Source organism: Amycolatopsis acidicola, from assembly GCF_007713735.2.
In the GTDB taxonomy this organism is placed as follows: domain Bacteria; phylum Actinomycetota; class Actinomycetes; order Mycobacteriales; family Pseudonocardiaceae; genus Amycolatopsis_E; species Amycolatopsis_E acidicola.
This window is the reverse complement of sequence record NZ_VMNW02000028.1, coordinates 68,761-89,896: the sequence shown is the minus strand read 5'-3', so window position 1 is coordinate 89,896 and position 21,136 is coordinate 68,761. Positions and strand designations below refer to the sequence as shown.

At 70.4% G+C, this 21,136-nt stretch carries 22 protein-coding genes; 7 read left to right on the top strand and 15 right to left on the bottom strand.

The window, feature by feature from the left end; translation table 11 throughout:
* Positions 1-278 precede the first annotated feature (278 nt).
* From FPZ12_RS20050 to FPZ12_RS20040, 3 genes are read right to left on the bottom strand one after another with little or no spacing between them, the layout of a single operon-like run.
* Positions 279-1,295, bottom strand: coding sequence for a LacI family DNA-binding transcriptional regulator (locus FPZ12_RS20050; RefSeq protein WP_144760111.1), 1,017 nt, complete (start codon positions 1,293-1,295; stop codon positions 279-281).
* A gap of 34 nt (positions 1,296-1,329) precedes the next feature.
* Positions 1,330-2,811: a sulfatase family protein gene (locus FPZ12_RS20045; RefSeq protein WP_144760114.1), complete on the bottom strand. Its 1,482-nt coding sequence runs from the start codon at positions 2,809-2,811 to the stop codon at positions 1,330-1,332.
* A complete protein-coding gene (locus FPZ12_RS20040) occupies positions 2,812-4,068 on the bottom strand; it encodes an MFS transporter (protein WP_144760117.1) in 1,257 nt (418 codons plus the stop codon).
* Positions 4,069-4,303: 235 nt separating this feature from the next.
* On the opposite strand from FPZ12_RS20040, the gene FPZ12_RS20035 reads away from it, so the two are divergent.
* Positions 4,304-4,720: a hypothetical protein gene (locus FPZ12_RS20035; RefSeq protein ID WP_144760121.1), complete on the top strand. Its 417-nt coding sequence runs from the start codon at positions 4,304-4,306 to the stop codon at positions 4,718-4,720.
* Positions 4,721-4,814: 94 nt separating this feature from the next.
* Here FPZ12_RS20035 and FPZ12_RS20030 read toward each other — a convergent pair whose 3' ends face one another.
* Both FPZ12_RS20030 and FPZ12_RS20025 read right to left on the bottom strand, forming a co-directional pair.
* Positions 4,815-5,795: an amidohydrolase family protein gene (locus tag FPZ12_RS20030; protein WP_144760124.1), complete on the bottom strand. Its 981-nt coding sequence runs from the start codon at positions 5,793-5,795 to the stop codon at positions 4,815-4,817.
* Positions 5,796-5,798: 3 nt separating this feature from the next.
* Positions 5,799-6,323: a 3-hydroxyanthranilate 3,4-dioxygenase gene (locus tag FPZ12_RS20025; RefSeq protein WP_144760127.1), complete on the bottom strand. Its 525-nt coding sequence runs from the start codon at positions 6,321-6,323 to the stop codon at positions 5,799-5,801.
* A 167-nt stretch (positions 6,324-6,490) separates the two neighbouring features.
* On the opposite strand from FPZ12_RS20025, the gene FPZ12_RS20020 reads away from it, so the two are divergent.
* On the top strand, positions 6,491-7,456 hold the full coding sequence (locus tag FPZ12_RS20020; protein WP_144760131.1) for a LysR substrate-binding domain-containing protein: 966 nt from the start codon (positions 6,491-6,493) through the stop codon (positions 7,454-7,456).
* Here FPZ12_RS20020 and FPZ12_RS20015 read toward each other — a convergent pair.
* Entirely contained in the window at positions 7,416-7,832 is a 417-nt protein-coding gene (locus FPZ12_RS20015) for a RidA family protein (RefSeq protein WP_144760134.1), read from the bottom strand. The two genes, FPZ12_RS20020 and FPZ12_RS20015, sit on opposite strands and share 41 nt — an antisense overlap.
* A gap of 10 nt (positions 7,833-7,842) precedes the next feature.
* Positions 7,843-9,300: a 2-hydroxymuconic semialdehyde dehydrogenase gene (locus FPZ12_RS20010; protein WP_243769927.1), complete on the bottom strand. Its 1,458-nt coding sequence runs from the start codon at positions 9,298-9,300 to the stop codon at positions 7,843-7,845.
* A 212-nt stretch (positions 9,301-9,512) separates the two neighbouring features.
* Here FPZ12_RS20010 and FPZ12_RS20005 point away from each other — a divergent pair, with 212 nt between their 5' ends.
* Genes FPZ12_RS20005 through FPZ12_RS19995 form a run of 3 tightly spaced genes read left to right on the top strand, consistent with a single transcriptional unit; the run spans position 9,513 to position 12,495 of the window.
* Complete coding sequence (locus FPZ12_RS20005; RefSeq protein ID WP_166462834.1) at positions 9,513-10,355, top strand: alpha/beta hydrolase; 843 nt, start codon at positions 9,513-9,515, stop codon at positions 10,353-10,355.
* The gene (locus tag FPZ12_RS20000; RefSeq protein WP_144760143.1) at positions 10,352-11,578 is read left to right on the top strand and encodes an MFS transporter; all 1,227 of its coding nucleotides are present in this window, start codon (positions 10,352-10,354) and stop codon (positions 11,576-11,578) included. The genes FPZ12_RS20005 and FPZ12_RS20000 overlap by 4 nt, the downstream gene beginning before the upstream one ends.
* Positions 11,575-12,495 carry an MBL fold metallo-hydrolase gene (locus tag FPZ12_RS19995; RefSeq protein ID WP_150980415.1) on the top strand — a complete coding sequence of 307 codons (921 nt, stop codon included), beginning with the start codon at positions 11,575-11,577 and terminating at the stop codon, positions 12,493-12,495. The genes FPZ12_RS20000 and FPZ12_RS19995 overlap by 4 nt, the downstream gene beginning before the upstream one ends.
* 22 nt (positions 12,496-12,517) lie before the next feature.
* Here FPZ12_RS19995 and fxsT read toward each other — a convergent pair whose 3' ends face one another.
* The 6 genes from fxsT to FPZ12_RS19965 all read right to left on the bottom strand — a co-directional run bounded on the left by fxsT (position 12,518) and on the right by FPZ12_RS19965 (position 18,926).
* A complete protein-coding gene (gene fxsT / locus FPZ12_RS19990) occupies positions 12,518-14,470 on the bottom strand; it encodes an FxSxx-COOH system tetratricopeptide repeat protein (RefSeq protein WP_144762561.1) in 1,953 nt (650 codons plus the stop codon).
* A gap of 265 nt (positions 14,471-14,735) precedes the next feature.
* Entirely contained in the window at positions 14,736-15,524 is a 789-nt protein-coding gene (locus tag FPZ12_RS19985) for a DeoR/GlpR family DNA-binding transcription regulator (RefSeq protein ID WP_144762557.1), read from the bottom strand.
* On the bottom strand, positions 15,521-15,988 hold the full coding sequence (locus FPZ12_RS19980; RefSeq protein ID WP_144762554.1) for a DUF6314 family protein: 468 nt from the start codon (positions 15,986-15,988) through the stop codon (positions 15,521-15,523). Before FPZ12_RS19980 ends, FPZ12_RS19985 begins: the two co-directional genes overlap by 4 nt.
* 312 nt (positions 15,989-16,300) lie before the next feature.
* Positions 16,301-16,903 (bottom strand): methionine ABC transporter permease, encoded by a 603-nt coding sequence (locus FPZ12_RS19975; protein WP_144749799.1) that lies wholly within the window; start codon positions 16,901-16,903, stop codon positions 16,301-16,303.
* Between the two features lie 53 nt (positions 16,904-16,956).
* Positions 16,957-17,976 (bottom strand): methionine ABC transporter ATP-binding protein, encoded by a 1,020-nt coding sequence (locus tag FPZ12_RS19970; protein WP_144749721.1) that lies wholly within the window; start codon positions 17,974-17,976, stop codon positions 16,957-16,959.
* On the bottom strand, positions 17,973-18,926 hold the full coding sequence (locus tag FPZ12_RS19965) for a MetQ/NlpA family ABC transporter substrate-binding protein (RefSeq protein ID WP_243769925.1): 954 nt from the start codon (positions 18,924-18,926) through the stop codon (positions 17,973-17,975). Before FPZ12_RS19965 ends, FPZ12_RS19970 begins: the two co-directional genes overlap by 4 nt.
* Here FPZ12_RS19965 and FPZ12_RS46880 point away from each other — a divergent pair.
* Positions 18,919-19,053 carry a hypothetical protein gene (locus FPZ12_RS46880; protein WP_279537824.1) on the top strand — a complete coding sequence of 45 codons (135 nt, stop codon included), beginning with the start codon at positions 18,919-18,921 and terminating at the stop codon, positions 19,051-19,053. The genes FPZ12_RS19965 and FPZ12_RS46880 overlap by 8 nt on opposite strands.
* Before the next feature lie 33 nt (positions 19,054-19,086).
* Here the strand turns inward: FPZ12_RS46880 and FPZ12_RS19960 are convergent, their stop codons facing one another.
* Positions 19,087-19,404 carry a hypothetical protein gene (locus FPZ12_RS19960; RefSeq protein ID WP_144749724.1) on the bottom strand — a complete coding sequence of 106 codons (318 nt, stop codon included), beginning with the start codon at positions 19,402-19,404 and terminating at the stop codon, positions 19,087-19,089.
* Positions 19,405-19,492: 88 nt separating this feature from the next.
* Entirely contained in the window at positions 19,493-20,119 is a 627-nt protein-coding gene (locus FPZ12_RS19955; RefSeq protein ID WP_144749726.1) for a TetR/AcrR family transcriptional regulator, read from the bottom strand.
* 49 nt (positions 20,120-20,168) lie between these two features.
* On the opposite strand from FPZ12_RS19955, the gene FPZ12_RS19950 reads away from it, so the two are divergent.
* Positions 20,169-21,116 (top strand): NADP-dependent oxidoreductase, encoded by a 948-nt coding sequence (locus tag FPZ12_RS19950; protein ID WP_144749728.1) that lies wholly within the window; start codon positions 20,169-20,171, stop codon positions 21,114-21,116.
* The last annotated feature ends 20 nt before the right edge of the window (positions 21,117-21,136 follow it).

Here is a 21,136-nt window from a genome sequence, read left to right as displayed (position 1 = left end):
GGGGGCGGGCGGACCCCGTGGGTGAGTTGGCCGCCTGTGTGGGTGTGTTGGCGGTTGGCGTGGGTGTGTTGGCCGTTGGCGGGGGTGTGAACGCGTTCGCGGGGGCGGTCAACGTGCGTGCGGGGGTGGCCAATATACGCGCGGGGCGGCCAACACGGCCGCGGGAGGAGCAAACACGCTGGCGGGAACGGCAAACACGCCGGCGGGGGTGACCAACACGCCGGCGGGAACGGCAAACACGCCCGGGAGGGCTCGGTAGGCGCTCCGGCGCCGACGGCTCAGCAACCGCAGGATTCGCGTATTTCCAGATACGGCGGGCGTGGCCGGAGGTCCTCCTCCACGGTGACGCCGATCGCGTTCAGCAGCACGGCTCCCGCGTGCCTTCCTTCCCCGCCCGCGTCGACGGAAACGGTAGTCAGGGCGGGGGAGAACATCGCCGAGGTGGCGATCCCGTCGATCCCGATCACCCGGCACCGGTCCGGCCCGACGCCCGCCTCGGCCAGCGCGCGCAGCACGCTCCACGCGAGTTCGTCGCTGTGGCACAGCAACGCCTCTGGAGGCGGGCCCGCGCCGAGCAGGTCCTTCGCCGTGCGGTAAGCGCTTTCCGGATCGCCCACGGTGCCCGTCGCCCACTCCTCGGCGAAGGATTTCCCCGCCGCGCCAACCCGTTCGCGGAACCTGGCCAGGCGCTTACGGCGCGGGCCCGCCGCTTCCAGGCCGCCGAAGTAGCCGAGCGTCCGGACGTCGTGCGCTTCCAGCAGGTGGTCGGCCGCGAGGTCCACGATCGCCACGTCGTCCTGGTGCACGAAGGGCAGCCCGGAGCCCTCGACGTCCCGGTTCACGAGCACGAACGGCACCCCGCCGCCCAGATGCTCCGGCGGCGTGTCCAGCATCGGGATCAGGATCGCGCCCGCGGCCCGCTGCTCGGCGAGCATCCGCGTGATCTCCCGCTGCTGCGCGATACTGCCCCGGCTGTTCGCCAGCGCCAGCGCGAACCCGTGCGCGGCGACGACGTCCTGCACGCCACTGGCCAGTTCCGCGACGAACGGGTTGGTGATCGTCGGGACGACCAGGCCGATGAGGCTGCTCCGCCCGCGCCGCAGGTTCGCCGCCGCACGGTGGTAGACGTAGCCGAGCCGCTCGGCCTCCGCGCGCACCCGCTCCCGCGTCGCGAGCGCGACGACCGGGGAATCGCGGAATGCCAGCGAAACCGTGGACACGGAGACGCCGAGCGCTTCCGCCACCTGCTGCATCGTGACGTCGCCGCGGGCGTTGCCGGGCGTGCTGGCTGCCATGGTGAGCACTCTCTCACGGCGCGCCCGCCGAGTGTCATTCCCGCGCGCGGTACGCCTCCGGCGCCTCGGGCCAGCCACCGGGCCGGACCACGATCGTCGACGCCTCGCTGTCGAGTCCCACCGCGAGGAGGGCCCGCAGCGCGTGTTCACCGGGCGGGGCGCCGAGCGGGTTCGCGACGTTGGCCGATTCCGCGTCGAAGTCGATCCCGGCCAGGCCGGCGAAGTGCTTCCGCGCGTTTTCCCGCTGGGCGAGCACGATTTCGCGCACTCGCGGGTTGTAGGCGAGGTTCCGGCTTTCACGCGGATCGGTCCGCCGGTCGATCAGGTACTCGCGGCCATCGGGCGCGGACCACACGTACTTCCACCGTTCGCCGATCACCGCGTACAACCCGAGTTCGCCCTGCTGGAACTGCCCGTACACCAGCCGTCCTGGGTGTTTTTCCCGTAGCGACAAGCCATCCACTGGAGGTCTGTCCACAGTGGCCGCCTCGGTGAGCGTCGGCGCGATATCGGTGAGACTCGCGAGATCGGTCCGCCTCTCCGGCCCGAAACCCGGTCCGGAAAGGATGAGTGGCACGCGCGCCGCCGGGTCGAGGAAGGACCGTTTGCCGAAAGTACCGTAGTCGCCCAGGAATTCGCCGTGGTCGGCGGTGAACACGACCAAAGTGTCCTCGGACCGCCCGGTTTTCCGCAGCGCGCCGAGAATGCGGCCGATCTGCGCGTCGACGAACGACACCGAGGCGTAATAGTAGGCGCGGATGAGCTGCCACAATCTCCGGTCGCGCCCGCCGTCGCGGTATTTATACCTCGCCTGCAAGCGGTCGTATGCGGTCAGGAGCCCGTCGCCGCCCTGGGGCTCGAAGGGATCGGGGAGCAGCGAGGGTTCGTAGAGCCGGTGCCACGGGGACGGCGGCGCGAACGGCGGGTGCGGGGCTATGAAACTGGACCACAGGAAGAACGGCTGCTCCGCGGATGCCGTTTCGAGGAAGTCGATCGAACGGTCGGCGACCCAGTGGGAGAAATGCAGTTCCTCGGGCACCTGGGAAAGCTGGGGCACGTAGTACATTTCGTCGCGCAATCCGTGCGGATGCTCGACGTGACCGAATCCGGATGCGGCAAGGAAAGCGAGATAATCGTCGTCCTCGACGGTGCCGAATTCCTCGCCGTGGTCCCGGGTCTGGAAGCCGCGGAGCGCGCGGGGTTCCGGCGTGAAGTGCATCTTGCCGACGCCGTGGGTCCGGTAGCCGCCCGCCGAAAGCCGGGCCATGAACGTGGGAGCGGCGGGCATCGGATAACCGTTGTCGAAGCAGTCGTTCGTCTGGGGCTCGTTGCCGGTGATCAGGCAGGCGCGCGCGGGGACGCATACCGGCGAGGGCGTGTAGGCCGACTCGAACACAGTCCCGTCGTGGGCGAGCTGATCGAGCACGGGCGTGCGGCTGAACGTGTTGCCGTAGCAGCCGAGCGCGTCGGCCCGCAGCTGATCGCAGACGATCAGCAGGATGTTCGGCCTGCCCACTCAGGCCACCTCCTCGAGCGCGGCGGGCTTGCGGGGCATCCAGATCAGTCCGATGAGGACGGACGCCGCGGTGGCCGCGGCGAGGATCCAGCTGAAGGCGTGGAAACTCGCGGCGACGATCACCGGCACGAACACGCTCCACCCGGCGAGCACCAGTTTCTGCGCGAAAATGATGATCCCCTGCGCGGTGGCGCGGCTGAGCGTGGGGAAGAGTTCCTGGCACCACAGCCGGTAGAACTGCTCCTGGCTGCACGCGTTGGCGAGCGAGTTGACCACGATGAACAGCGTGATGACGGCCGGATTGCTCAGCGGCAGGAAGATCAGCATCAGGATCGCGGCGATGCCGAGCACGCCCGCCGCTCCATAGAAGAGCCGCCGGTTCACGCGGTCGACGAGCGGCAGGTAGAGGAAGCCGACGCCGAGCCCGGTCAGCACGTAGGACAACGCGTTGAAGCCGACGCTCGCGGCCTGCGACTGGGTGCCGATCGTCTTGAGGATGTAGGGCAGGAAGAACCCGAAGGTACCCGCCGCGATGGAGCCGAACGTGTGCACGGCGAAGACGAACAACAGCCGGACACCGTGCCGGCGGAACAGTTCCCGGATGCTCGACGCACTGCTCGCCGCGGAGTTGCGCGCGTTCACCCACATCTCGGATTCGGCCAGCCGCAGCCGCAACAGCCAGGTCACCACCGCGACCACCACGAGATGCGCGAACACGATGCGCGCGCCCAGCAGGCCGAGCGGGGAGAGGGCGAACGCCAGCACGAGCGTCACCACCGGGCCGATGTTCCAGAACACGCTGGTCATGCCGACGAACCGGCCGCGCTCGCGGGCGGGCGCGATCTCGCCGATCAGGGCCCACGACGTGGGCACGTCGGCGCCCACGGCCAGGCCCATCACGATCAGCCCGGCGAAGAGCATCCAGCCCTGCGCGGCGAACACGAGGATCAGCCCGCCGGCGACGTAGACCAGCAGGTCCCACTGGTAGATCCGTTTCCGGCCGAGCAGGTCGCCCAGCCTGCCGCCGATCAGGGACCCGACCGCGTACGAGCCGGCGTTGACGCCGAGGGCGGCCAGCACGCCGAGCGCGGTGGGGGAGAGCCCGAAAGCCTTGGTCCACAAGGCGAGCGCGGCGGACGCGCCCACGATCGAACCCGCGTCGAGGTAGTCCGCGATGCACGCGAGGACGGTGCGGTTCCACCGCGAGCGATGGGTGCCGCGGTCAGCCGGGGTCACGGTGGTGCTGCCGGACATCATCTTCGTCGACTCCTGCCCGATTTCAATCGATTGAAATCGCGGTCATCATGACACGCGCGCGGGCGGCTCACAAGATGCCCGCGGCGGCGTTCCACGGTGTGGACCGGGCGGGCCGGGTCATCCGATGGGCGCACGGGCGACGCCTGAACAGCTGATTCACCACGATGGCCTGCCGGTGCCCGTTGTACGTTCGGCCGGTCCGGCTGATCTTGCTCGACGGGAGGATGGCGAAATCATGGGACAGCACCGTTTCCGGGCCAGGGCCGCCGTGCTGACCGCCGCGCTGGCGGTGGCGGGCACGCTGGTGGGGGCCGCGGCGCCGGCCGCGTCGGCCGACGGCTGCACCGATCCGCACCAGGCGTCGGGCATCGTCGGCAAATGGGGGCCGGTCAGCAAGTCGAACTGCGCGGTGTTCGGGCACAACGGCTACAAGCAGGGCTACAGCTGGCGGGTGCAGGAGGGCACCAACCAGTACGCCTGCGTCGAGGGCTGGGGCTTCGATTCGAAGCACACCAAGGGAAAGTGGTTCAGCCTCGGCTGCGGCACCAGCAACAAGGGCACGGTGCCGTGGGGCAATGTCGCCGCGAACCCGCAGGTGCGGGCGAAGAGCATGGGCGGCAGCATCGCGGTGATCATCGACTGGTTCCAGTGAGCCGGTCCGGCAGCCGTCCCCACACCTGTCGCCCCGCCGCCCCGCCGATGCCGATCGTGGGTACCCCGGCGGCTTCGGTGTTCAGATACGATTCCTAAACCACACCAAGGAATTGCGCGGCGTTCCCGCCCAGTAGCCGGGCTCGGTCGTCGTCGCTGAGGAAAGACGCTTCCCGGATGACCTTGCCTACCGGGCGCTCGCCGAGCGGGTACGGGTAGTCGCTGCCCAGCAGGACGCGTTCCGGGCCCATCGTGTCCACCAGCAGCCGCAGGGCCGGCTCGCTGAACACCACGCTGTCCACGCTGAACCGGTCGAGGTAGTGCGACGGCGGGTGCTCCGAGGTCGCGATCACGTCCGGCCTGCCGTGCCACGCGTTGTCCATCCGGCCGACCCAGAACGGGAACGAACCGCCGCCGTGCGCGAAGCACAGTCGCAGCGACGGCGGCACCTTGTCCAGCACCCCACCCAGCACCAGCGCCAGGATCGACAGATGCGTCTCGGCGGGCATGCCCGTCAGCCACTGCGCCATCCACCGGTTCAGCCGCGGCGAACCCGGCATGTCCCACGGGTGCACGAAAACCGGCGCGCCGACGCTCGCGCAGTGCTGCAGGAACGTGACCGTCCCCGCGCTGTCGAGATCGCTGTCGCCGACGTGGTTGCCGATCTCCACCCCGCGGTGCCCGGCGGCAAGACACCGGTCCACCTCCGCGCAGGCCAGGTCCGGATCCTGCAGCGGCACCTGGCAGAACGGCAGGAACCGGGCGGGATCGGGCGCGCAGATCTCCAGCGCGAGATCGTTGAAGATCCGGGCGATCTTCGCCGCCTCGCCGGGGGAGGCGCCGTAGGAGAAGAACACCGGCGTCGGCGACACGACCTGGACGCCGACGCCCTCACTGTCCATATCGGACAGCCGGGCTTCGGCATCCCAGGAGTCGTGCCGGATGCGGCGGAACTCCTTCGACCCCACCATGATCGTGGCGTCGCGTTCGGACTCGAGCCGCAGCCACGGCAGCCCCGGCCCCAGCTCAGGCCAGCCCCGCGGCACGTAGTGCGTGTGGACGTCGATGACCGCCACGCCTCAGCCCCGCCCAGGGTGCACGTGCCCGCACGAGGGGCAGGTCCGCAGCTTCTCATCGGCGTAGAACCGCTCGAACACCGGCGGCAGGTCGGTGACGATGTCCCGCACCTGCAGCTCGGCCTCGTGCACCAGGCCGCCGCATTCCGGGCAGTACCACTGGAACTTCTCCAGCGTGCCCTCCTCGCGGATGCGCTCGAGGACGATCCCGACCGAGCCGGCCTCCGGGCGCTGCGGCGAATGCGGCACGTTGCCCGGCAGCAGCCACATCTCGCCTTCGCCGATCTCGATCGTGCGCGGGACGCCGTCGTCGACGATGTTGACGTGCATGGACCCCCGGTACTGGTAGAACCACTCCTCGTAGGGGTCGACGTGATAGTCGGTGCGCTGGTTCGGGCCGCCGACCACCTGCACGATGAAGTCACCGGTTCCGGTCCAGACCTGCTTGTTGTTCACCGGCGGTTTGAGCAGGTGCTCGTTCTCCTCGATCCAGCGCGGGAAGTTGATCACCGGGTTGATGTCGGCCACGGCCGTGCTCCCTTCGTGCGTTCGTTTCCCTGATGTTTCCCCAAACCGCCATGCCTGACCAATGACAATCCTGTCCGGGGGCATACCCGGCCGGGCATGCCCGCCGCGATAGCCATTCGTAACACCGCCGTCTTTGCGATATAGCAAAACGTGCATAGGGTGGCCGGATGGAACCGAAAGGCCTGCTCGACGGAAGGCTGAAACTGCGCCATCTCGTCATGGTCACGACGATCGCCGAGCACGGGAGCGTCGTCCGCGCCGCCGAGCACCTGCACGTGACGCAGCCGGTGGTCACGCGCGCGTTGCGGGAGCTGGAAGGAATCCTCGGCGCGCGCATGTTCGACCGCGGCCCGCGCGGGGTGCGGCCGACGGTGTACGGGCAGGCGTTCGTCGAACACGCGCAGGCCGTGCTGGCCGAGGTGCGCAAGGCGGGCAGGCACGTGGCGGAGCTGACCGGCGCGAGGGTCGGTACGGTCACCGTCGGCACCCACCTCGCCGGCGCGAACGTGTTGCTGCCGCGCGCGATCGCGCAGCTGAAGAAGGACCGCCCGCAGGTGACGGTGGTGGTGCGCGAGGCGACGCCGGACGTGCTGCAGACCGACCTGCTGACCGGCCGGATCGACCTCATGCTGGGCAGGCTGACCCCGCCGGCCGAGGGCGCGCGCGTCCGCCAGGTGCGGCTGTACCACGAGCCGATCCGGCTGGTCACCCGCGTCGGACACCCCGCGCAGGAGCTGGAATCCCCGGCGCTGGGCGACCTGCTGGGCTATCCGTGGATCCTGCCGGTGCGGGAAACGGCGCTGCGGCGGGAAATCGAGGATGTGTTCTTCGCGGAAGGCGTGGCGCTGCCCGAAAACCGGGTCGAATGCACGTCGAACCCGACCCTGCACGCGCTGCTGGCGCAGACCGATTCCATCGCCGCCCTGCCGATGCTCGTGGCGACGGAGAACGAGAAGCTCGCGCTGCTGCCCTCGGTTTTGCCGTCGGTGAGCCGCGTCGTGGGCGTGACACTGCCCAAAGACGGTGCCCCGGGCCCAACGACGCGCCTGCTGCTGGACTGCCTCCAGCAGCAGGCGGGATTGCTGCGGACGCCTACTTCCCCGGAAGCAGCGCCACGGCCTGGATCTCGATGAGCAGATGCGGATGGGGCAGCTGGTGCACGGCGACCGTCGTGCGGGCCGGGCCGCCTTCGTCGAAGTACCGCCCGTAGACCTCGTTGTAGCCGGCGAAGTCGTTCATGTTCACCAAATACGACGTGACCTGCACGAGGTCTTCGAGCCCGGCGCCCACTTCCGCGAGGATGTCGCGGATGTTGTCGAGCACGGCCGCGGTCTGCGGCCGGATGTCGAGGCGGGTGGTGCCCAGCTCGTCGGCCTCGGCCCCGGCGATGGTGTTGTCCGCCCGCCTGCTGCTGGTGCCGGAGACGAACGCGAACCCGCCCGCCACCTTCACGTGCGGGTAGCGGCCGCGCGGGGTTGCCTTGCCCTGGACCAGTTTTCCGTCGTTCACCGTGTCCTCCTCACAGCTGCACACACACGTTCGTCGGTTCGGTGTAGAAGTCCAGCGAATGCGTCCCGCCCTCGCGGCCGATCCCGGACAGGCCCACCCCGCCGAACGGCGAGCGCAGATCGCGCAGGAACCAGGTGTTCACCCACGCCATGCCCACGTTCATCCGCTGCGCCACGCGGTGGCCGCGTTCGAGGTTCGTCGTCCACACCGCGGCGGCGAGCCCGTAGTCGGTGTCGTTCGCGAGCGTGACGGCTTCTTCCTCGGTGTCGAACGGAATCAGCGCGGCGACCGGCCCGAAGACCTCCTCGCGCACCACGCGGGAGCTGTGGTCGAGCCCGGTCCACAACGTCGGCTCGATCCAGGCGCCGCCGTCGAGTTCCGGGCCCATGGCGGGGATTCCGCCTCCCGCCACGACTTTCGCGCCGTCCTGCTCGGCGAGCTTCAGGTAGGACAGGACCTTTTCCCGGTGCTCCAAGGAGATCAGCGGGCCCGTGGTCGTCGCGGGATCCTCCGGCCTGCCCGGTCTCAAGGCCGCGGCACGCTCCGCCAACCCGGAGGCCACCTCGTCGAACACCTCGCGCTGCACGTACACGCGCTCGGTGCACAGGCAGACCTGGCCGGTGTTGGTGAACACCGAACGCGCCAGCCCGTCGACGGTCTTGCCGAGATCGGCGTCGGCGAACACCAGCGCCGCGTTCTTCCCGCCGAGCTCGAAGGACACCGGGCGCACCCGCGGCGCCGCGGCGCGCATGATCGCCGAGCCCGTCGAGGACTCGCCGGTGAAGGTGATCCCGTCCACGCCGGGGTGCGAGGTGAGTGCTTCGCCGGCCGAGCCGGGGCCGAAACCGTGCACCACGTTGTAGACGCCGTCGGGCACGCCCGCCTCGGTGAGGATCTCCGCCAGCAGCGTGGCCCCGGCCGGGGTGAGCTCGGACGGCTTGACCACCACGGTGTTTCCGCTCGCGAGCGCCGGGGCGACCTTCCAGGTGAGCAGGAGCAGCGGGAGGTTCCACGGCACGATGACCGCGACCACGCCCAGCGGCTTGCGCACGGCGTAGTTCAGCGCGCGCCCGCCGGGGAACTCGGTGAGATAGCTGTCCAGCCCCGTCGCGGCGACGACGTCCGCGAACGCGCGGAAATTCCCCGCCGCACGGGCGATGTCCAGCTCCTTGGCCAGTGACACGGGTTTGCCGGTGTCGCTCACCTCCGCGGCCAGCAGCTCGTCGGCGCGCTCGTCGATCCGGTCGGCGATCCGCCGCAGCAGCCGGGCCCGCTCCTGGACGCTCGTGTCTCCCCACGGGCCGTGCAAAGCCTTGCGCGCGGCCGAAACAGCACGGTCCACAAGGGACTGTCCGGCCTCCTGCACGCGGGCGGTGACGGTGCCGTCGACCGGGCTCACCTTGTCGAAGCCCGCCGCGGTGTCCTCGGCGTACCGGCCGCCGACGAAGTTCCGTATCGTCGCTGCCACGCTCCACCTCCTTCGTCGCTGCAGGAAATCCTCACCCCGCGATGCCATGCCTGTCCAATGCCGAATCCCGCCGCCGGCATAGCCGGTGGGGCATCCCGGCGCCGGTATGTCCGCCGCGTCATACGAGGGGGCCAAGTAGGCATTACCCGAGCGGCGTCGCCGCTGGTGATGATGTCGGGAACCACCCGTCCGAAAGATCTGAAGGAGGGGCGTTGGCCGCAGCAGCGATCCGCCCGGCGGACATGACGGAGTTCTTCACCTGGCGAAACCCGGACGACTACCACCCGGACTGGAAGGGCTTCTACGAACAGGCCGCCGTGCGCCGCGAGGAGATCCTCGCCCGCTTCCCGCACGAGACCGACGTGAAGTACGGGCCCGACCCGTACCAGCTCGCCGACGTCTTTCACCCCGGCGAAGGCGAGGGCCGCCCGGTCATCGTGTACTTCCACGGCGGCCGCTGGCGCGAAGGACATCCCGCCTTCTACGACTACTTCGCCGACCCCTGGGTCGAGGCGGGCGCGGTGTTCATTTCGTGCGGTTACCGCCTCGAACCCGCGCACACGATCGGCGACGCCGTCGCGGACGCCGCGCTGGCGGTCGAATGGGCGCGGGCGAACGTCACCCGTTACGGCGGTGACCCGGAGCGGATCACCGTCGCCGGGCATTCGGCGGGCGGCCACCTCACCGCGATGGTCACGCTGACCGACAGCGCGCCGGGACCCGTGGCGGGCGCGGTGTGCATGAGCGCGCCCGTCGATCTGCGCGGGATGCATGACGGCGCCGAGGAACTGAGCCCTGCGCTGCGGATCAGCCGGGCGCCGGAGCGGGTCGTGGTGTCGTTCGGCGATCCCGAGCCGAACCGCAAGTCCGAGGACGACCTCCGCCTGACCCACCAGGGACGGCTGCTGGTCGAGGCGCTGACGAAGGCCGGCACGCCGCCGGTCACGGTGACCATGCCGGACACCGACCACATCGGCACCGCCGCCGCGTTCGCCACCCCCGGCACGAAGCTCTACGACGCGGCGTTTTCCGTGGTCTTCGGCGGTGCGCGATGACCGGGAGATCGGTGCGCTGGGGCGTGGTGGTGCTGGGGTTCCTGGCCGTGCTGCTGGACGGGTTCGACGCGGCCTCGCTGTCGTTCGTGTTGCCTTCGCTGGCGAAGCAGTGGGGGATCGCGGCGGCGGCGTTCACCCCGGCGGTGGTGATCACGAACATCGGCGTCGTGCTCGGCTATCTCGCCTCGGGTTCGCTCGGGGCGCGGATCGGGTTGCGGCGGATGGTGGTGTCCGGCGTGGTGGTGTTCGCCCTGGGATCGATCGGGACGGCGCTGGTGCTGCCGGCGGAGTCGGTGGTGCTGCTGAGCGTCGTCCGGGTGCTCACCGGGCTGGGGCTCGGCGTGGTGCTGCCCGGATCGGTTTCCCTGGCCACGGAACACAATCCGGCGAACCGGAGGCAGCTGGTGTCGGTCGCGGTGACGCTCGGGCTCGCGTCCGGTGGCACCGTCGCGGGGGTGTTCGGCAGCAAGCTGCTCACGTCCGTCGGCGTCAGCGGGGTGTTCTGGATCGGGGGCGGGCTGCCGCTGCTGCTGGCCGCGGTGATGTGGTGGCGGCTGCCGGATTCCGCCGGTGAGGTCACCGAAACCGAGGAGGCGCGGGTCGGTCGGCTGTTCGCGCCCGGACTGCGGGTGACGACGATCCTGTTGTGGTCCTTCGCTTTCCTCGTGTTCATCGCCAGCTACACGCTTCAGTCGTGGGTGCCCACTTTGCTGACGGGGTACGGGTTCTCGGCCTCGCAGGCGCCCATCGGGCTGGCGTTCCTGAGCTTCGGGGGAGTGGTCGGCGGGATCGTGCTGTTCCTGCTCGCGGCCCGGGTCGGGATTGCGCCCGCGCTCGTGGTGATGCCGGTGATCGGCGTGCTGTCGATGCTCGCGGCCGCGACGCTCGGGATGAACGACCTCGCCCTGCTGTTCGCGCTCGGCGGCGCGGGCGCCGGCGTGACGGCCAGCCAGATCGGGCAGCTCACGCTCGCCGTCGCGCTCTACGCGCCCGGCACCCGCACGACGGGCGTGGGCTGGGCGGCCGCGCTGGGGCGGATCGGGTCGATCGTCGGCCCCGGGGTGGCGGGCATCCTGCTCGCGTTCGCCTTGCCGGGTAAGGACATCGTGCTGCTGACCACGATCCCGGTGCTGGTGGCGGCCGGGTGCGCGGCACTGCTGTGGCGGCTTCCGGGCAGGCGTGCGACGGTCGCGGGAGAGCTGCGAGAGGAGGCCGCGCGATGACAGGCTGGTTCGACCTCGGTGACGTCGCCGTCGTGCCGGTGATCGAGAACGAGCGGCTGCTGATCGACCCCGCCGAGTTCTTTCCGGGCCGGGCAGGTGGGTTCGACGGCTGGGCGTTCGAAAAACCCTGGTGCGACAACGGGAAGCTGGTCTACACGATCCAGGCCTTCCTCGTGGTGACGCCCGACGAGGTCGTGCTCGTCGACGCGTGCGTGGGCGACGGCAAGAAACGCGCCAGGCCCGAGTTCGACCGCCAGGACAGCGGCTGGTGGGAACGCCTGGCGCGCACCGGGATCTCGGCGGACGAAGTGTCCACAGTGGTCTTCACGCATCTGCATGTGGACCACGTTGGCTGGGCCACGCGGTGGGAGCGGGGCGGATGGCGCCCGGCTTTCCCGCGCGCCCGCCACGTCCTCACCGAGCCTGAGTACCGGTACTGGACTTCGCCGGCGGGCGCGGCGGCGATGCGGCGGACCGGCGACTACCTCACCGACAGCATCGAGCCCGTCCGCGACGCGGGGCTGCTCGACCTGGTGCCTGCCGACGCCGCGATCGGGCGGCACCTGCGCTTGCGCCCCGCGCCGGGGCACACGCCGGGCAATTCGTGCGTGCTGGTCAGCGGTTCGCGGGGGCGGATCCTGCTGACCGGGGACACGCTGCACCATCCGCTACAGCTGGCCGACCCGGGAGTGAGCAGCAGCTACTGCACCGACCCGGCCCAGTCGGCCCGCACGAGGCGCGAGACGCTGGAGTGGTTGGCGGACACGGGTGTGGTGATGCTTCCGGCGCATTTCGCGGCGCCTTCGGCGGGGCGTGTTGTTCGTGCTGGTGGTGGTTTCGGCTTTGCGTGGGCGGGCGATGTGCGTCGGGGCGGGGAGTTCGGGTTGGCATCGGTGCGTGGTCGTGGGTCGGGGTGACGGGCTCCCTCCGCGGCCGGTCTCACGTCTGTGGTCGCGCGTGACGTCCGCCGGTCCGGGGCTTGCGGCGTGGGAGCGGCCCGCACCCGTCGGTGCCGTCGGCCTTGAGGCGCCGGGCGCGGGTGATGTCGTACAGGGCGCGGATGTCGTCGTGCGCCGATTGGGCGTAGAGGACGAACGCGAGGCTGGTGACGGCGTTGAGGGTTTCGCGGTCGTTGTCCCCATAAAGCCGCCGCGCGCGGGCGAGTGTGTCCTCGGCGAGTGAGCGCGCGTACTCCGGCTCGCCGTGCGCGCGGAGGAAGGCCACGTAGTTGCCCGCCAGCCCGAGCGTGTCCGGCCCGCTGCCGTGCAGCACCCGGCGTCGGCTCAGGGCCTGCTCGTACAACGACCGCGCCCGTTCCGGCTGGCTCGTGGCCACGAGTGCGGTGGCCAGATTTCCCAGCGAGTGCAACGTGTCGTCGTCGCCTTCACCCAGGGTGCGGCGTCGGCGTTCCAGCGTGTCTTCGGCCGTGAGCGCGGCGCTCTGATACTGCGCCCGCATGTAGTGGGCGATGGCGAGATTGTTCGCGGCCGTCAGCGTTTCCCGGTCGTCGATGCCGAACTGCGCCCGCGCGATCCGGTGCGCGCGCTGGGAAACGGTGAGATAGGTGTGGAACTCGCCGCGCCCGTAGAGGTAACTCGCGGCACGGTCGAGCAACCAGACCGCGCGGCGGGCGGCCGCCGGGGGAACGTGCTGCGGCTCGGTGACGGCGAGGACATGCGGGAGCAGCCGGTACCACACCCCGCGCGAGTCCTGATCCTCGTCGCCGAGCACGTCGGCGACCGCGGCGTGCAGTAGGTTCACCGCGGTTTCGGAGCCACTGAGCCGCCCGGACAGGCGGGCTTTGAGGTTGCGCTCCCGGAGCAGACCGCCGGGCACGCGGTGCAGTTCGATCGTGTTCTCGCCGACGCCGATCATGGCGCGCCGCCGCAGCATGCCGAGCACCCGCGACAGCACGAGGGGATCCATCTGCCCGGCGAACAGCGACACGGGAACGGGCCCGGATGCCAGCGCCGCGACCACTTCCAGCATCTTCAACGCCTCGGGCGCGTCGGCGGCGAGCCGGTCGAACGCGACCGACCACGACGCCGTCACCGACGATGGATAAGCGCCCACCGGGCCGCCGGACGCCAGCAGGTCCTCGGCCCGTTCGGCGAGCAGCGCCCGGTAGGTGCCCGCCGTCATGCCCGTGTCGGCGATCAGCGCGGCGGCCTGGTCGACGGCCAGCGGGAGGTCGCCGAGCTCGGCCGCGATCCGGTCGGCCTGCGATCGCGGCAGCCCGGGCAGCCGGGAATGCAGCAGCCGCAGCGATTCCGGCCGGGAGAACGGCTGAACGGACAGTGGCACGGCGAAATCCTGCCAGGCCGGATCGCGGGACGCGATGATCACGTGCCCAGGCCCGCCGGGCAGGAAACGGGTCAGCGTGGCGGGTTCCCCGGCGTTGTCGAAGATCAGCAGCCAGCGGTCCCGGCCGCGCAGGAATCCGGAAAGCCTGGTCCTGGCCGTCGCCGCCGCGTGCTCGTCCGCTCGCACCAAACCCAGCGCCCGTGCCAGCGCGACGAGGTTCTCCGAGATCAGCTCCGGGACCTCCGAGGGCACCCACCAGACGAGGTCGTATGCCTCGCTGAAGCGGTGGGCGTACTCGACCGCGAGCGCTGTCTTGCCCACCCCGTTCATCCCGGACAGTGCCGCCGGGGTGCGCGCCGAAACGAGATCACGCCGGAGCTCGATGAGGTGGTTTTCCCTGCCGGTGAAGCGAAGGAGCCGCGCGGGCACGTTCCACAACCGGGTGGGCCCCGGGCTCGCGGGCCCGTTCAGGGTGACGTCGCCGATGATCGTGGCGGCCTGCACGAGGTTGCCCGTGAACCCGCCGGCGGAGTTCACGTGCCCCTGCTCGCCGGCGTCTTCCCTGTTGTCCTCCTCGGCCGGTCTCAATGCTCGGATCCGGGCGCTTCAGCGGCACCAGCCGGTCCTGTCACTGCGGTCCTCAAGGGTGTCTAGGCGGGCGTTCCTGCTGCGATTTTGCCCATCCTGTCGGCTACCCCCGCGTAACCCGAACCGTGTCGCGGCGAGCGGTTCGCCCGGGTCGGCCAACGGTCGGGTGAGAGAGTCATTCCACTGAATGTAACCAGTGGGGACGATCGGCCCGGCGGATCAGCCCGGTGCCCCTCGTTCGTGGGAGACTGGATCGCGCGAGCGGTCAACTCTCCGCCACCTCGACCGAGGTGCGGTTGCGCAGCTCCTCGACGAGGCTGGCCGGCGCGCCGGAGTCGACGATCAGGTGGTGATAATCCGACACGGGGGAGAGCCGGTGCAGCGCGGTGCGCGGCATCTTGCTGGAGTCCATGAGCAGGACGCGGGTCCGGGCGCTCGCCAGCATCGCGCGCTTGACCATGACGATCTCGGGCTCCTGGTGGAAGGTCATGTCCGCGTTCATCGCCGAGGTGGACACGAAGGTCGCGTCCACGGTCAGCCGCTCCACCGCCTCCAGGCACGGCATGCCCAGGTACGAGTCGTGGGTGGCGGAGTAGTCGCCGCCGATGCAGATCAGCCGGAGGTCGTCGACGTTCTTCAGCGCGTCGAGGGTGCGCGGGTAGTTCGTCGCGACGGTCAGCGGGGTCGCGCCCGGCAGCAGCCGCGCGAGCGCGAGCGCGCTGGTGGAGTCGTCGAGCAGGATCGACATGCCCGGCTCCACCAGGGTCAGCGCCTGCCGGGCGATCGCCGCCTTCGCCTCGACGTGCGCGTTCAGCCGGTACTCGGCGTTGCTCTCGAAGACCGTCGAGGGCTGGGCGGACACCCCGCCGCGGAACTTGCGCAGCAGCCCCCGGCGGGCGAGCTCGTCCAGGTCGCGGTGCACGGTCATCACGCTGACCTCGGTCAGCTCGGCCAGCTCCGCCGCCGAGGCCGAGCCCTTGCTCATGACGTAGTCGGCGATCCGCTGCTGCCGGATGCTGCGGGACCGTGCGTTCGGACTGGGTGCTTCGCTCACCGGTCCAGCGTAGAGAGCGAGGTGGGAGCGGTGCGCGTGGTGGTGCGCTCGTAGCCGCTGAGGATGGAGTAGTCCTTGTGCGGGCCGGTGACGCGCATCCGCACGGTGAACGTGTCCTCGCCGGTGAATTCGTAGTGCCCCGTATAGGTGTCCGGGCCGCAGAGGTGGACGTCCGACGCCGAGCCGGTGCTGCCGGGACGCAGCACGTGCAGGGTGCGCGGCGGGCCCGGCTCGGCGAAGCAGATGCGGATCTGCTGGTCCTCCAGGCGGTAGTGGTACTCGCGGTAGACCTCGAGCACCTGGCCGTCGTCCAGCGTGAGGTGCCCGTCCTCGCGGTAGTGCAGGACGCCGGGCTCGAGCTCGCGGAACCGGGCTGTTCCGCTCATCCGCGCGAGGCCCGGCATCTCCCTGCGCAGGCGCCATTCGCCGGGCAGCCTCGCGAACAGCTCCCGTGCGCCCGTCATGCTCCCGATGCTAGGACGTGTTTCACCGTGGTTTGCGTGGCGGTGCGGGTAGGGGCCCCTCCCGTCGCCCGCCACCACCCTCAACGGACACGCTGCGCGCGGCGGAGCCCCATTCAAGGTGGCCCCTGGCTGTGGGATCGCCTCCTCATGAATTCCCACCCGCCAGCCCGACCACCACCCCTCACGGACGCACTCCGCGCGGCAGTGTTCCCACCACGGTCGGCGCTGTCCTCGCCAGCGGCCACCTCAGAACCCCCGGCGGTGCCAGCGCACGGCCCACAGCAAGCGGCTCCGCCGCTGACAAAACGGAAGCTAGCCGCGGCGTAACGCCTTGCGGGCCAGCAGGTTCCCGAGGAACTGCGCGGCCTGCACCAGCACGATGATCGTGACCACGGCGAGCCCCGTCACCGCCCAGTCGTAGCGGTGGTAGCCGTAGGTGATGGCGAAATCGCCGAGCCCGCCGCCGCCGACCGCGCCCGCGACGGCGGTCATGTCCACCACCGCGACGAAAACGAAGGTGTAGCCCAGGATCAGCGGCCCGAGCGCCTCCGGCACCAGCAGCGTGGTGATGATCCGCCACGGGCTCGCGCCCATCGCGCGCGCCGCCTCGATCACGCCGGGGTCGATCGTCACCAGGTTCTGCTCGACGATCCGCGAGATCCCGAACGTCGCCGCGAGGATCAGCGCGAAGGTCGCCGCGGTGGTACCGAGCTGGGTGCCGACGGCGAGGATCGTCAGCGGCCCGATCGCGGTGATGAAGATGATGAACGGGATCGGGCGGACGATGTTGACCACGACGTTGAGCACGGTGAACAGGATCCGGTTCGCCAGCAGCCCGCCGGGCCGCGTCGTGTAGAGCAGCACGCCGAGCGCGAGCCCCAGCACCCCGCCGATCACCAGTGTCGCCAGCGCCATCCCGAGCGTCTGCCCGATGGCGTCGAGGAACACCGGGCCGAGGATGTCCCAGTTCACGCGACCTCCTCGACTTCCGTGCGCGCACGCAGTTCCGCGACGAGAGCGTCCACATCGGACGGTTCGCCAGTCAGCTCGAGCGTGAGCCCGCCGAAGGACCGGCCGGACAACGTCGTGATCCCGCCGTAGACGATCTCGAACCGCACACCGTGCCGCCCGGCCGCGCCGGACAGCACGGCGCCGAGCCGCCCGTCTTCGTGCACCCGGGCGGTGACCAGGCGGCCGGGATGGCGGGCCCGCAAGCGTTCCAGGTCCAGACCTTCGGGCGCCTCGCGCAGCACCGTGCCGACGAGCCGTTTCGCGGTGTCCGTCTTGGGTGCCGAGAACACGTCGAAGACGCTGCCCACCTCGGCGACGCGGCCGTTTTCCAGCACCGCGACCCGGTCGGCGATCTCGCGCACCACCTCCATCTCGTGCGTGATCACCACGATCGTCACGCCCAGTTCGGTGTTGACCCGCTTGAGCAGGCGCAGCACCTCGCCGGTCGTCTCCGGGTCGAGCGCGCTGGTGGACTCGTCGGCCAGCAGGATCTTCGGGTTGGTGCCGAGCGCCCGCGCGATGCCGACCCGCTGCTTCTGCCCGCCCGAGAGCTGATCCGGGTACGTCCACGCCTTGTCCGCGATACCGACGAAGTTCAGCAGTTCCGCGACCCGTCGCCTGCGCCGCTCGCGATCCCAGCCGGCGATCTTGAGCGGGTACGCGACGTTGCCGAACACCGTGCGCGAGCGCAGCAGGTTGAACTGCTGGAACACCATGCCGATCCCGGCGCGGACCGCGCGCAGCCGCCGTTCCGGGAGCGTCGCGAGGTCCGCCCCGTCGACCAGCACCCGGCCCGACGTGACCGGTTCGAGCGCGTTGACCAGCCGGACCAGCGTGCTCTTCCCGGCACCGGAATGGCCGATGACGCCGAACACCTCCCCGGCTTCGATGGCCAGGTCGATCCCGTCGAGCGCGATCACTTCGCGCTTGCCGGTGGTGAACGTCTTGGTGACCTCGTGGAACTCGATCAGGCTCATGGCTTCGCGGCCCGGACCGTCTGCTCCAGCCGCGCCAGGATGGACTCCAGGTCGGCCTGCGGGCGCTCGACGAGCACCGATGTCCCCTTCGACTGCGCCTGGACCTGCCCGCTCACCTTCGGATCGCGGTAGATCCGCACGAGCTTCTGGTAAGTCGGGTTGTCCTTGTCCGCGGCGCGCGCGACGAAAGCGTTGATGTAGGGCTCGGCCGCCGGGCTCTTCGGGTCGTCGTTGAACAGCGCCTTGGACGGGTCGAGCCCGCCGTCGAGGGCGAAGTTGTTGTTCACGATCGCGGCGTCGACCGAGGGCAGCGCGGTGACCGTCTGGGAGGCGTCGATCGGCGTGACCTTCACCTTGGCGGTGGCTTCGTCGATCTCGGCGGGCGTGGACAGCGCCGTGCCGCCGCCGCGCAGGTGGAGCAGCCCCGCGGCCTGCAGCACGAGCAGCGCGCGGCCCTGGTTGGTGGCGTCGTTGGGGATCGCGATGGTGCCGCCGGCGGGGATGTCCGCGAGGGTGGCGTGCTTGCGGGAGTAGAGGCTCAGCGGGACGACGTAGGTGGAGCCGATCGGGGTGAGCGTGTCGTTCGCGGAGACGTTGTAGTTGGCGAGGAACAGGATGTGCTGGAACTCGTTGAGGTCCAGCTGTCCCTGTGACAGCGCGGGGTTCGCCTGGGTGTAGTCGCTGAAGTTGACCAGCTTCACGTCGATGCCCTGGTCGGCGGCGAGCTGCGTGAAGGTCTGCCAGTAGTCCTGGCTCGCGTCCGTGACGCCGATCCGCACGGTGGTGCGGCCCGCGCTGTCCGCGCCGCCGCCGGAGGTGAAGACGACGACGAGCACGACGGCGGCGACGACGGCCACCACCGCCGCGCCGATGCCGGCGAAGAATCCCTTGCCCCGCCCGGGTTTTTCGGGCAGGGCGGGAGTGGGGTCAGGACTGTTCTCGGTGGACATGGAACCTCTCATCGAGCGGGAACCGGGGGAGAGCGCCCGGATCTTCGGGCGCCTGCGCCATGATGTCCGGTTCGCCGCCCGGCACCGCGCCGGTTCCAGTCCGTGGAACCCGCTCGCGCCGGCTTGACAGCCGGTGGTTGTCCTTTGTGGACAGCCAGGCTCAGGGCAGGGCGAACAGCGTGCCCTGCCCCGTGGCTTCTTCGAGCGACGGCAACCCGCGCGCCCGGCGGCATTTGCGGCACGTGACCTCGTGCTCGGTCGGGGTCAGCTCACCCGTCGCGCCGAGGCCAGACCAGCCCTGGTGACAGGCGGGCGCGGGCAGCGTGAGGCTGTTGATCCACTCGACCTCCCCGACCGCGTGCACGGTGCCGGACCGGCCGATCCGCAGGTGCCTGCCGTGGAACACCTCGTGCTGCGCCGCGGAGAACTCCGCCGGGTCCAGCCCCCGGACGGGGAACAACGCAATCGGCTCACCCATGCTCCCAGTATCCCCGGCGGGTGTGACAAAACCCGTGAGGCCCGCGGCGTGCGTTTCACGGTTTTCCCCGGCCGGCCGGGACGTCCGCTCAGCGCACGGACAGGGGCAGCCGGGCGGCGGGCGGAAGCGGCGCGGCGACGGGATTCGCTTGGAAGGACTGGAGCATCAGCGCCGCGAGACGTCTCGACGCGGCGACTCTCGCCTGGGGCGACTCGGCCCGGATGCCCTCGTTCGCCATCAGCGCGAGCACCAGGTCCTCGACGACGAAATCCGGCCGCAGCGCGCCCGCGTCCTTCGCCCGGCGGACCAGTTCGAGCACCAGGCGCAGCGCGTGATCGCGGTCCTCGGTGAAGTAGGTGACCGAGGGAGGCAGCCGTGCGAGGAAGGCACGGGAGAAGCCGCGGTCGAGCGCGTGCTGCTCCATCATCTTCTCGACCACCAGCGAGAAACCGCGCCAGGGGTCTTCGGCGGCCAGCCCTTCTTCGACGACCGTCGAGCACAGGGCCATCTGTTCCGCGAACGCCTCGCCGAGCAGCGCCTCCTTGGTGGGGAAATGCCGGTACACGGTCGCGGGGCCGACCTGCGCGCGGCGGGCGATCTCGCGGATCGGCACTTCGAGGCCGTCCGCGGCGAAGGCCGCGCGGGCCACGGCGAGGATGCGCGCGCGGTTGTCACGGGCGTCGGATCGCCGGACCTGACTCACTTCAGTGCTCACCGCTCTCACTTTAGCCAACCGGACGGGGTGTTCCGTTAGCGTCGGCGTCATGAGAGCTGTCGAATTCACCGGATACGGTCCCCCCGAAGCGGCCCAGGTCGCGGAGGTCGGGGAGCCGCACGCCGGGCCAGGGGAGATCCGCGTCGCGGTGCGGGCGTCGGGACTGTCGGCGGGGGAGGCGCACCTGCGCGCGGGGAAGATGCGCGAGTTCGTGCCGCTGGAATTCCCGTACCGCAGCGGTTTCGACGCCGCGGGCGTGGTGGACGAACTGGGCGAAGGGGTGTCCGGCACGGCGATCGGCGACGAGGTGTTCGGGTTCACCTCGATGACCCGGCGCGGCGCGAACGCCGACCACGCGGTTTTCGTCGTGTGGGCACCGAAACCGGCCGCCTGGAGCTGGGCCGAAGCCGGCGGGGCGGCGGGCAGCGTCGAGACGTCCACGCGGGTTCTCGACCGGCTCGACCTCGGCGCCGGGCAGACGCTGCTGGTGCAGGGCGCCGCGGGCGGGGTGGGCACGGTCGCCGTGCAGATGGCGATCGCGCGCGGTGCCAAGGTGATCGGCACGGCGAGCGAACGCAACCACGAGTTCCTGCGCTCGCTGGGCGCGGAGCCGACGACATATGGCGAGGGCCTGGTGGAACGGGTGCGCGCACTGGCGCCGGATGGCGTCGACGCCGTGTTCGACTGCGCCGGCGGGGCGTTGCCCGACCTCGTCACGCTGGCCGGGGACCCGGCGCGCGTGGTGACGATCGCGCCGGATCTCACCGCGGCCGAGCACGGCGTCCACATGTCGCACAGCGCCGAGGCCGACAGCGACAGCGGCCTCGGCGACGCGGACCCGTTGGCGGCGCACGGTCTCGACGTCGCAGTGAAGCTCGCGGCGGAAGGCAAACTGCGAGTGCCCGTCGCCGCGACGTTCCCGCTGACCGACGTGGCCGGCGCGCACGAGCTGAGCGAAACCCGCCACGCACGCGGGAAAATCGTGCTGGTGCACTGAATCCGGCCGCGTTTAGGTAG